The 12111-nt window shown below is 54.1% G+C and carries 8 protein-coding genes; 1 reads left to right on the top strand and 7 read right to left on the bottom strand.

Going from position 1 to position 12111, the window contains the following annotated elements:
* Nucleotides 1-52 precede the first annotated feature (52 nt).
* From ACTU44_RS04825 to ACTU44_RS04795, 7 genes are all read right to left on the bottom strand, one after another.
* The gene (locus ACTU44_RS04825) at nt 53-1288 is read right to left on the bottom strand and encodes a phenylacetate--CoA ligase family protein (protein ID WP_114098043.1); all 1236 of its coding nucleotides are present in this window, start codon (nt 1286-1288) and stop codon (nt 53-55) included.
* A 45-nt stretch (nt 1289-1333) separates the two neighbouring features.
* Nucleotides 1334-2155, bottom strand: a complete 822-nt coding sequence (locus ACTU44_RS04820; protein ID WP_114097868.1) for an ABC transporter ATP-binding protein — start codon at nt 2153-2155, stop codon at nt 1334-1336.
* A 116-nt stretch (nt 2156-2271) separates the two neighbouring features.
* Complete coding sequence (locus tag ACTU44_RS04815) at nt 2272-3510, bottom strand: ABC transporter substrate-binding protein (RefSeq protein WP_114097867.1); 1239 nt, start codon at nt 3508-3510, stop codon at nt 2272-2274.
* 100 nt (nt 3511-3610) lie between these two features.
* A complete protein-coding gene (locus tag ACTU44_RS04810; RefSeq protein ID WP_114097866.1) occupies nt 3611-4684 on the bottom strand; it encodes a branched-chain amino acid ABC transporter permease in 1074 nt (357 codons plus the stop codon).
* A gap of 18 nt (nt 4685-4702) precedes the next feature.
* The gene (locus tag ACTU44_RS04805; protein WP_114097865.1) at nt 4703-5596 is read right to left on the bottom strand and encodes a branched-chain amino acid ABC transporter permease; all 894 of its coding nucleotides are present in this window, start codon (nt 5594-5596) and stop codon (nt 4703-4705) included.
* Between the two features lie 63 nt (nt 5597-5659).
* Nucleotides 5660-7609 (bottom strand): long-chain fatty acid--CoA ligase, encoded by a 1950-nt coding sequence (locus ACTU44_RS04800; RefSeq protein ID WP_336080124.1) that lies wholly within the window; start codon nt 7607-7609, stop codon nt 5660-5662.
* 2 nt (nt 7610-7611) lie between these two features.
* Complete coding sequence (locus ACTU44_RS04795; protein ID WP_114098042.1) at nt 7612-8421, bottom strand: ABC transporter ATP-binding protein; 810 nt, start codon at nt 8419-8421, stop codon at nt 7612-7614.
* 831 nt (nt 8422-9252) lie between these two features.
* Between ACTU44_RS04795 and acnA the strand changes: the two genes are divergently transcribed.
* Nucleotides 9253-11940 carry an aconitate hydratase AcnA gene (acnA, locus tag ACTU44_RS04790; RefSeq protein WP_114097863.1) on the top strand — a complete coding sequence of 896 codons (2688 nt, stop codon included), beginning with the start codon at nt 9253-9255 and terminating at the stop codon, nt 11938-11940.
* The last annotated feature ends 171 nt before the right edge of the window (nt 11941-12111 follow it).

Below are 12111 nucleotides of genomic sequence, written 5' to 3'. Positions count from 1 at the left end.
AGACCGGACGGCGCAAGTTTCCCGAGCGGGAATAAAAACAGGATCTGGTCGATCAGGAATGATCGCGACGATCATCAATCACCTTGCCATCATTGGGCAGGCTTCCGTCCGGGTTCCAGCCGACGACGCCGCGCAGCTTGCAAACCCCGGCCATCGTTTCGGCAATTGCATTCATGTCCGCAGCCGCCTGATCGCCTTCACACAGAAGGGTCATGACGTCATTGTCATTTTCGCGCGTGACCACCAGACGGGCCTTGGAAATAGCAGCATGACGTTTAACGATTTCGGCAACCTGCTGGGGATGGACAAACATACCCTTGATCTTGGTGGTCTGATCGGCACGCCCCATCCAGCCCTTGATCCGGTCATTGGTGCGCCCGCACGGGCTTTGACCAGCGGCAATCGCCGACAGATCACCTGTGGCAAAACGGATCAGCGGATAATCCATATTAAGGGTCGTGACGACGACTTCGCCGACTTCGCCATCGGCAACCGGTTCGCCCGTCCCCGGACGGACGATTTCAAGAATGATGTCTTCGGCAACGATCATCCCGTCCTTGGCATCACTTTCATAGGCAATCAGGCCAAGATCGGCACTGGCATAGCATTGCAGCATCGCGATATCGCGCTCGGCAAACCAGTCGCGCAAAGCAGGCGGCAATGCCTCACCCGAGACAAGCGCGCGCTTGATTGACGAGATGTCAGCGCCAAGTTCCTCGGCCTTTTCAATCAGGATTTTAAGGAAGGATGGCGTTCCGCTATAGCCTGCAGGTTTGAGGTCGCTGATCGCCTTGACCTGGGCTTCGCTTTGTCCGACGCCTGCCGGAACAACCACACAGCCACACGCCCGTGCGCCGCTATCAAAAATAAAGCCGCCCGGCGTCAGGTGATAGGATAGACAGTTATGCACGATATCGCCCGGACGGAAGCCCGCAGCGAAAAAGGCACGTCCCATCCGCCACCAGTCATCGCCTTTGCCCTGCGGGTCATAGATCGGGCCGGGGCTTTGGAACATGCGCGCCAAGGCAGGAACCGGCGTGGCGTTAAGCCCTGCAAGCGGTGCGTCCTTGGCCTGTGCATCAATCAGGTCGGACTTCCGCGTAACCGGCAAGGTTGCCAGTGCGGCCCGCGTCGAGATCACTTGCGGATCAATATCGGCCAGAATGCGACCATAGCCCGGTGACTTGGTTTTGGCATGATGAACGATACGCGGCAGTGCCGCCATCAGTCCGGCTTCGCGGTCGGCAGGTTTGCGTGTTTCACGTGCATCATAATAAGTCGTCAGCATCTGCCCGTCTTTCATCCAGATTCATCAAGCAAAGATATCAGATCGTTACAGCCAGCGTTTGCGGCGCTTGTATGATTTGATGTTCTTGAAGCTTTTGCGTTCTTCCGAACCACCGCCAAGATAGAATTCCTTGACGTCCTCGTTGTTCAGAAGCTCGTCACGCGTGCCATCAAGAACCACCTTGCCGCTTTCCATGATATAGCCATAGTCGGCAACCTTAAGCGCAAAGTTGGCGTTCTGTTCAACGATGAGCATCGTGATGCCCTGTTCGCGATTGATCTTTTCGATGATCCCGAACACTTCCTTGACCAGAAGTGGCGACAGACCCATTGACGGTTCATCAAGCAGGATCATTTTCGGACGCGCCATCAAGGACCGCCCGATTGCCAGCATCTGCTGTTCCCCGCCCGACAGATAACCGGCAAGACCGGTGCGTTCTTTCAAACGCGGGAAATATTCAAAGACCATCTCGATGTCATCTTTGACGCCCTTGTCCTTGCGGGTATAGGCCCCCAGACGCAGGTTTTCGATACAGGTCATGTCTTCGATGATGCGACGGCCTTCCATGACCTGAAACAGGCCGGAGCGCACGATGTCTTCCGGGTTGCCATTGGCAATCTGCTGGCCCATGAAATTGATGTCGCCACGGGTGACTTCGCCGTCTTCGGTTTTGAGCAATCCCGATATGGCCTTGAGCGTTGTCGACTTGCCAGCCCCGTTCGGGCCAAGCAGGGTCACGATTTTGCCTTGCGGAACCTCTAGAGATACCCCGCGCAGGACAAGGATCACCTCGTCATAGACAACTTCGATGTTATTGACCGACAGCATCGGTTGTGCGGTGTCAGTTTTGCGGGCGGGCTCTGCCATGGTGTCCCCTTCGAATAATCTCTTTGGGATCCCCCGCTGTCGGGGGCAGGGCATCTTGCGTCTTATGCCCTGCCCCCGGACAGTCCGGGAGACATTCTTATGTCTGAACTCAGGTCCTAGTAGCCGAGCCAGTCGTCACGACGCGGCAGGGTAACGGTGGTGATTTTCTTGACCGTTACGTCACCGCCTTTGGCGCTGCCGTTATAGATATTGACGGTGTTGATGCCGCGATGGTCTTCGGCAGTCCAGGTTGCTTCCATGCAAACACCTTCAAGACCTTTTGGCACCCACATCTGACGTGCATACATGCCGGCCTTGATGTTCGCGCCGGTGATACCGCCATTTGCCTTTGCCCATTCCATGGCTTCTTTCATGTAATAGGCCGAGCAAATGCCACGGATGTAATGATGGGTGCGGAATTCGGAGCCCGAGCTGTCAGACATCTTGGAGATTTCACGTACCAGATCCATGCCCGGAACGCCTTCATCGGTCCAGAAACTGGTCATGGCCGGGAAGACATAGTTTTCTACATCACCGATGGTCTTGAGCGTTTCATAGTCACCCGCCCAGATGTTAGCCAGCCATTTCGGGGTTGCACCGACCGTATCGCAAGACTTCACAAGCGAAACAACCGACGGTCCCAGGTTGCCAAGATAACCGTAATTGGTACCGGCTTCCTTCATGGTCAGGCACTGTGCCTTGAAGTCGCCCGGCTTCATCGAAACAACGACCGGCGCGGTTACTTCGAAACCAAGTTCGGTTGCGTATTCAGCACAGGCTTCTTTCGGTGCGTTCGGATAAGGATGGTTATCCCCGATATGCGAGAAGATCGGCTTGCCGGAACCGCCGGACTGTTTCCAGTCTTCGGCTGCCCACTGAACCATGGCGCGGCAGGCGTCGGAATAGGATGCCCCATAGAAGAAGTTATACGGTGCCGGCTTTGCCGTTTTCGGGTTTTTAGCCGTCGGATCGGTCAGATGGCCGGAATAGGAAGCGGAATAAACCGGAACTTCATCCTGTGCCACAAAGCTGATCAGAGCTTCGGTGTCACCGGTGCCCCAGCCCTGCATGGCAACCATGTTGTTGCGCGAACGCCATTTCTTGTAGTTCGCAATGGCCTGGGGAACCTTGTAGGCATAGTCAACAGATTCAGAGTCCAGCACCGTTCCGTCAATACCGCCATGGGTATTGATGTAGGAAAGCGCATCACGCACACCATCAGCATAGAACTTGCCGATAAAGCCGGTCGCACCGGTGATATCCATCAGATGGCCGACAAATACTTCGTCTGCCTTGGCTGCCGAGAATGACAAGCCGGTCGCAACCATCGCGGTCGCAGCAATCAGTCTTTTCATAACGACGTCTCCCTTGGACGTTTTCATCAAAGATAGCCTCCCGGTCTCCCCGTTTTGATCCCGACCTTTTTGTTTCTGGCGGTCGGGTTCGGGGTCTTTATCAGTACGAGAAGGGATAAAGCTTCCAGTACGCCCTGATCTGCTTCCAGCGATGGGCAAGCCCGTCCGGTTCGAAGATCAGGAACAGGATGATGGCCAGACCAATCGCCATCTCCTTGATATAAGCCAGCCCGTCGGTCACTGCCGTCGAATTGGCCCATTCGAAAATACTCAATGCGCTGACACCGCTTTCCATGACTTCGGGCAAAAGCACCATAAAGACGGTTCCCATCAGGGTGCCTTTGACCGAACCAAGACCACCGATGATGATCATGCCCAGGAACTGGATCGACAGCAGAATGGTGAAACCCTCGGCAGACACAAAGCCAAGGTAATGCCCGTACATCGCCCCGCCGACACCGGCATAGAAGGACGAGATGGCAAAGCTCATCAGGCGATATTTGGTAAGATTGATCCCCATGATTTCGGCCGACAGATAATGGTCACGGACTGCCACAAAGGCACGACCATCACGGGTCCGCATCAGGTTGGTGCCCAGAAGATACATCACCACCAGGAAGAACAGCGCCACATAGAAGAAGCTGAAATCATCAAGGATTTCATAGCCAAACACATTGATCGGATTGGCCGCCGCCCCATAGGAACCACCGGTAAACCAGTCAGCCCGGGCAAAGAAGTCTTCAAGGATGAACTGGGCCGCCAAAGTTGCAATCGCCAGATAGAGCCCCTTGATACGGGCCGCAGGCAAGCCAAACAGCATCCCGACCGCCGCCGTCATCAGACCGGCAAGCGGGATCGACAACAAGACCGGAATTCCGGTCATATTGTTGATCCAGGCCGACGCAAATGCGCCGAAGCCAAAGAACGCGGCATGCCCAAGTGAAATCTGTCCGGTAAAGCCGACCAGAATGTTCAGCCCCAGCGCCGCGATGGCGAAATAGGAAATCTGGATGAACAGGTTGACGTAATAGCCATCCAGAACAAACGGGATCAACGCCACTGCAACGATGCCAAGAATGGCGGCATTGCGGACATAGGTTGTGTCGAAAATGCGGGTATCCTGACGATAAGTCGTTCGGAAGTCACCGCAGGGACGCATCGAAAATCCAGCCATAATTCGTTTCCCCGTCCCTTAGATACGTTCGATGTCTTTGGTGCCAAACAGGCCATATGGCTTGATGCACAGAATGATGATCAGCACATAGAACGGTGCGATCGAGAACAGGTTGCCCCAGTTCAGATACTGGCCATCGACAAACTCGGCGGTGTTTTCAAGCAGGCCGATAATCACACCACCAACGATGGCGCCAACAATTGAATCAAGCCCGCCCAGAATGACCGCCGGGAACACCTTGATCCCGATCACCGAAAGTGCGGAAGACACGCCGTTGACCATGCCGATCACAATCCCCGCAATCCCCGAAACAAGTGCCGAGATGGCCCAGGACATTGCAAAGACGGTCTTGACTGAAATACCCAGGCTTTGCGCAACCTGCTGGTCAAATGCAGTTGCGCGCATGGCCAGGCCGAGCTTGGAATATTTAAAGAACCAGTAGAAGCCTGCCATGATGAACAGCGAGATCACGAAACTCATGATGTAGGCGGTTTCGATTTGCATCCCGAGCAGATTGATCGACCGGGTCTCGAACACTTGCGGATAGCTTGCCGTGGTGGCACCGAAAATCCACTTGGTCGCGGCCTGGAAGAAAATAGAAAGGCCGATGGTCACCATGATCACGGAAATGATCGGTTCCCCGATCATCGGACGCAAGACGACCATCTGAAGGATGATGCCAAACGCCATCATAAACAGCAGCGTAAACAGGAAACCCAGCCAGAAAGGCAAACTCATTTCCACCAGAAACGCATAGCAAACCCACGCGCCAATCAGCAGAAACTCGCCCTGGGCAAAGTTAACGATCTGGGTTGATTTATAGATCAGCACAAAGCACATCGCGACGACGCCATAGAGTGTGCCGACAATCAACCCGTTCAGCAGAAGCTGGAACAGAAGTTCGAAATTCATGTTGCCATCCCTGTAATGGCGGCCCGCAATCCGATAGACCGGGACCACAGTTTTGCTGCTGCCTTATTCGGCGGCTTTCGGGGCCGTCTGTGCGACCTTGTTATCTTCGAGATCGACGACCTTCACACTTGTCTGGATGCGGGTTTTCGACCCGTCCTGGAAGGTGATCATGGTGTCGATATCCACCGTGTCATTGCCGGCATAAACCGCATCAATGATGTCGGCATATTTTTCGGCAACCACGCCACGACGCACTTTGCGCGTACGGGTCAGTTCCCCGTCATCGGCATCAAGTTCCTTGTAGAGAAGAAGGAAACGCTTGATACGCTGTGCCTCGGGCAGGGTCTTGTTCACCTCGTGGATTTCCTTGGTGATCATGTCATAGACCTGCGGCTGGGCGGACAGGTTGGTGTAGTTGGTAAAGGCGATCCCGCGCTGCTCGGCCCATTTGGCCATGATCGAATAGCGAATGCAGATCATGGTCGACAGGAACGGCAGATCCTTGCCAAGGATCACGGCCTCGGCAATGAAGGGCGAGAATTTCAGTTTGTTCTCGATAAACTGCGGCGAATACCGAACCCCGGTCGATGTTTCTGCCAGATCCTTCATGCGGTCGATCACAACAAGATGCTTGTTTTCGTCCTTGAAGTAGCCGGCATCACCGGTATGCATCCAGCCATCCCTGACATCTTCGTCATAGGCATCCTGGTTTTTGTAGTAACCGGTAAACATCCCCGACGTGCGGGCAACGATTTCGCCAACCCCGTTTTCATCGGTGTTGATGACCTGAATGTCGGAATTATCAAAGGCAATCCCGACTGTATCGAAATCAATGTCGTCCGGCTGATGGATGGTATAGGCACCACACAGTTCGGTCTGGCCATAAAGCTGGCGTAGCGGCACACCCATGGCATGGAAGAACTTGAAGGTTTCCGGGCCAATCGCCGCACCACCGGTTGCCGCCGAACGCAGGTTCGAGAATCCCAGGCGGTCTTTCAGGGCATTCATCAGAATGATGTCGGCCAGCTTGGAATGACCACCATTATCAAGGGCCGTGCGGGCCAGTGCCATACCGGCATCAAACATCTTTTGTTTGAACGGTGTGGAATCCATCATCCGGGCGCGGACATCCGCTGCAATGGTTTCCCAGACGCGCGGTGCCAGCAGAACAAAGTTCGGGCCAATTTCGCGCAGGTCGGCCATCATGGTTTCCTGCTCTTCGACGAAATTGACGATCTGGCGGCTGATCAGGGACTGACCAACCACATAGACCTGTTCCATGATCCACGGAAGCGGCAGGACAGAGACATAGTTGTCACCGGGATATTTCGGGTCGGCACGCAGGTAGGCCGCACAATGATCCAGAAAATCACCGGAATTGAGCATTGCCATTTTCGGCTTGGACGTGGTGCCCGACGTCGTACACAGGATTGCACATTCATCACCACGGGTATCCGCAACCATCTGGTCATAGATACCGGGATTTTTGTCCTCAAGCGCGCGACCAAGCTCATAAAGCTTTTCAACATCCATCAAACGCGGATCATCATATTTGCGCATCCCGCGCGGGTCGCAATAAATGATGTACTCGACAGTCGGGATATCTTCACCAAGCTCGATCAGCTTGTCGCATTGTTCTTCGTCTTCAGCGATCAGGATCCGGGCACCGGAATAGGTGATCAGATAGGCGACTTCTTCATGAAGGCTGTCCTGATACAGACCGACCGACATACCGCGCAGCGCGTGGGCTGCGATTTCACCCCAGACCCATTCCGGACGGTTTTCACCAATGATGCCGACAACATCACCCTGGCTGATGCCAAGGCTGCGCATGCCAAGCGTCATCCATTTGACGCGGTCGTTATAGTCTTTCCAGGTGAATTCCTGCCAGATGCCGAATTCCTTTTCGCGCATGGCAATTTCACCGCCAAAATTGCGGGCATTATAGGCCAGCACTTTCGGGAAGGTATCAAGCGACTGAACGTCGGCATAATCGGGGATATTGCTGCTCATGCTCAGGCCACCTGCTCGTCTTCATCCGTTTCGTCGTCTTCTTCGCCGAGATAGGCTTTCTTGACGTGACTGTTGGCCATCACCTCTTCGGGGAGGCCTTCGGCAATCTTGCGTCCGAAATCAAGAACCATCACGCGGTTCGAGATATCCATAACCACACCCATGTCATGTTCGATCATCACCACCGTCATGCCCCACTCTTCGTTGAGGTCGATGATGAAGCGCGCCATGTCCTCTTTTTCTTCGAGGTTCATGCCCGCCATCGGTTCATCAAGCAGGATCAGGTCAGGGCGCAGCGCAACAGCACGCGCAAGTTCCACGCGCTTGCGCAAACCATATGAAAGCGTGCCCGCTGTTGCCTTGCGGATATGGGAGATTTCAAGAAAATCGATCACATCCTCGCAGAAGCGGCGATGTTCGAGTTCTTCTTTCTGCGCGCCGCCAAACCAGTAAAGCGGCCCGTTCATGAAGTTGTTCTTCAGAAGATGGTGGCGACCAACCATGATGTTATCCAGAACATTCATATGGCCGAACAACGCCAGATTCTGGAAGGTACGTCCGATGCCAAGTTCAGCACGGTCATTGGGCTTGAGCCCCGTGACATCCTGCCCCTTGAACGATACGGAACCAGATGTCGGGCTATAACGCCCGGACACACAGTTCAGCATTGATGTCTTACCAGCCCCGTTCGGACCGATAATCGAAAAAAGCTCGCCCGGCTGGACCGAAAAGCTGACATCACTCAGCGCACGCACACCGCCGAAAACCAGCGACACGTCGCTAATCTGCAAAATAGGACTCTGTGACGTCATGCCGTCGCATTCCTCCCTGACTTGGGCCGCAAATGCCGCAGAACCGCAAACCGGGTTCATTTTGGTGAAATTTGCAAACCGCTATTCAGTTTCCCTGATGATGTGTCGGATTTTTATACGACCCTGACCTTACGGAAACCGGGCCTGACACATTTAATAGGCATTTAAGTACCAATTTCAGCATATTGCGTCAATGCAATGATCAGCAAGGGATTGGGAGTTTTCTACAAATTCGCACTGCACAATCAAAGCTTGCCCGCCTTATTGTATTCTTTCTACCCTTGATTACGTAACGTTATCTGACGGACCGATCAGTTAGATCTTTAGCGCTTCGTCGCGTTGCAAAATTTTCTGGCGATCCTGCACCGCACAAATCCAGACAGACAAACATCCCCCATCAACCCCGTTTATCCGATGCGTGAAAACCGAATCGCACCGGATTCGGAATATGTCGGATCGGCACAGAAGAATCCCGATGATGACTTTTGACCTTCGCACTCACAGGCAGATGCGGCAGGCGACAAACAGGTGTGAGCAAAACAGACTCGACCAAGACAACACCCCTATTGAAAGGCGAAATCAGACGCCACATATCGACCAAAGGTTTTTCTACGCTTGTTGTACTTTGCCAAGATGCTGCGATCAGCGGGTTTTATCTAATACCCCTTCACGGGGTCTGGACTTTCACAGGGATTTGTGGTGTAACCCCGTTGCACATGCATATGTAGCCGTGACCCGCGTCACGCAACACAGATAGCCCACCGCTCGGCGCTCCGACGGTCGGGGTGTCTTGTCACGACAAGCCCTTTTAACCACCTTGAGGAGGGTCTGATGTCCATTTGTGGCAAAGACAACCTGAAAACGCGCCGCACGCTGAAAGTCGGGGACAAGTCCGTCGACTATTACAGCCTCAAAGTTGCTTCCGAGAAATTCGGCGACGTTTCAAAACTTCCCTTCACGCTGAAAGTCGTTCTTGAGAACCTTCTGCGTTATGAAGATGATTTCACCGTTAAGACCGACGATGTCAAAGCTGTTATTGACTGGCTCAAAGAGCACAAGAGCAGCCACGAGATCAACTATCGTCCGGCCCGCGTTCTGATGCAGGACTTCACCGGCGTTCCGGCCGTTGTAGACCTTGCTGCAATGCGCGACGCTGTCGTGAAGATGGGTGGCGACGCCCAGAAGGTGAACCCGCTTTCACCGGTTGACCTCGTCATTGACCACTCGGTCATGATCGACTTCTTTGGTACCGACGACGCACTCGACAAAAACATGGAAGTCGAGTTCGAGCGTAACGGCGAACGTTATGGCTTCCTGCGTTGGGGCCAGAACGCTTTCAACAATTTCCGCATCGTCCCGCCGGGAGCTGGCATCTGCCACCAGGTTAACGTCGAACATCTTGCCAAGGTCGTGTGGACCGGCAAAGACGACGACGGCAAAACCGTTGCGTATCCGGACACCCTGGTTGGTACCGATTCTCACACCACCATGGTTAACGGCCTTGCTGTTCTGGGTTGGGGTGTTGGTGGTCTGGAAGCCGAAGCAGCAATGCTTGGCCAGCCGATCTCGATGCTGATCCCGGAAGTCGTCGGCTTCAAGCTGACCGGCTCCATGAAAGAAGGCATCACCGCAACTGACCTCGTTCTGCGTGTCGTTCAGATGCTGCGTGAAAAAGGCGTTGTTGGCAAATTCGTCGAATTCTATGGCGATGCCCTTGACCACATGAGCCTGCCGGACCGTGCGACCATCGGTAACATGGCACCGGAATATGGTGCGACCTGTGGCTTCTTCCCGATCGATGACGAAACGCTGAACTACATGCGTTCGACCGGCCGTGACGAAGACCAGATTGCTCTGGTCGAGGCATATGCCAAAGAACAGGGCATGTGGCGTGACCCGGCACATGAAGCCGAATACACTGCAACACTTGAGCTTGACATCTCGACCGTCGAGCCGGCCCTTTCGGGTCCGAAGCGTCCGCAGGACCGTGTTCTTCTTAAAGACGCTGTTTCGAGCTTCAATGGTACCTTTGCCGAAATGGCACCGGGCGTTGATGCAGATCGTTCTGTTGCAGTTTCGAACGAAAACTTTGCAATGAAGGACGGGAACGTCGTTATCGCTGCGATCACCTCTTGCACCAACACCTCGAACCCGAGCGTGCTGATTGCAGCAGGTCTTCTGGCGAAGAAAGCTGTCGAGCTTGGCCTGACCAGCAAACCGTGGGTGAAAACCTCGCTTGCACCGGGTTCGCTCGTTGTTGCCGACTATCTCGAAAAAGCAGGCCTTCAGGATTACCTGGATCAGCTTGGCTTTAACGTTGCCGGTTTCGGTTGCACCACCTGTATCGGTAACTCCGGTCCGCTGGCAGCACCGATCATCGATGCAATCGACGGTAACGACATGCTCGTCACCGCCGTTCTGTCGGGTAACCGTAACTTCGAAGGCCGTATCAGCCCGCAGGTCAAGGCAAACTACCTTGCCTCGCCGCCGCTGGTTGTTGCCTATGCACTTGCCGGTAACCTGAAGGTCGATCTGAACAACGATCCGCTTGGCACCGACAAGAATGGTAATGACGTCTTCCTGAAAGACATCTGGCCGAGCAACAAAGAAATTGCTGACACCATTGCGTCGTCGATTTCTGCTGCAATGTACAAAGATCGTTATGACAACATCTTTGCTGGTCCGAAGCCTTGGCAGGCCATCGAAATCACCGAAGGCGAAACCTTCGCGTGGGATGGCAAGTCGACCTACGTCCAGAACCCGCCTTACTTCGTCAACATGGCCGCTGAGCCGGGTGACTTCTCAGAAGTTCACGGTGCACGTCCGCTCCTGATCCTTGGTGACTCTGTTACCACCGACCACATTTCCCCGGCCGGTTCGATCAAGGAAGAAAGCCCGGCAGGTGAATACCTCAAGGCGCATGGCGTTTCCGTTCGTGACTTCAACTCCTATGGCGCACGCCGTGGTAACCACGAAGTCATGATGCGCGGTACCTTTGCCAACATTCGTATTCGTAACGAAATGGCACCGGGCACCGAAGGCGGCATCTCGGTCCATTACCCGTCGGGTGAACAGGGCTGGGTTTATGACGTTGCCATGCGTTATCAGGCCGAAGGCACCCCGCTGGTTGTCATCGCTGGTAAAGAATACGGTACCGGTTCTTCGCGTGACTGGGCAGCAAAAGGCACCAACCTTCTTGGCGTCAAAGCTGTGATCGCGGAAAGCTTCGAGCGTATCCACCGCACCAACCTGGTCTGCATGGGCGTCCTGCCGCTGCAGTTCAAAAACGGTGAAGGTCGCGAGACCTACAAGCTTGATGGCTCTGAAACCTTCGACGTACTGGGCATCGGTGATGGCATCACCCCGCTTCAGGACGTTACGGTTCGCATCACGCGCAAAGATGGCAGCACCGAGGAACTCGTTGCGACCTGCCGTATCGATACCGAGAACGAAGTTCTCTACTACCAGAACGGCGGCATCTTGCAGTTCGTTCTGCGTAACATGATGAAAGCAGCCTGATTTCTTTGTAAATCAGACGCAAGCTGATACGCACCCCGCTGATCCCTGATCAGCGGGGTGTTTTATTTTAGGTTGCTCTTTAATGACTCTAAACAATCCCCACATGTGTCCTTGATCCAGAACAATTCCCGGGCAATTGTTATCTGTTAGACATGGAGCAACTCGAATTGC

This window comes from Thalassospira sp. SM2505 (assembly GCF_054901115.1).
The sequence above is the reverse complement of the archived record's forward strand: the minus strand, read 5'-3'. Positions and strand labels throughout refer to the sequence as shown.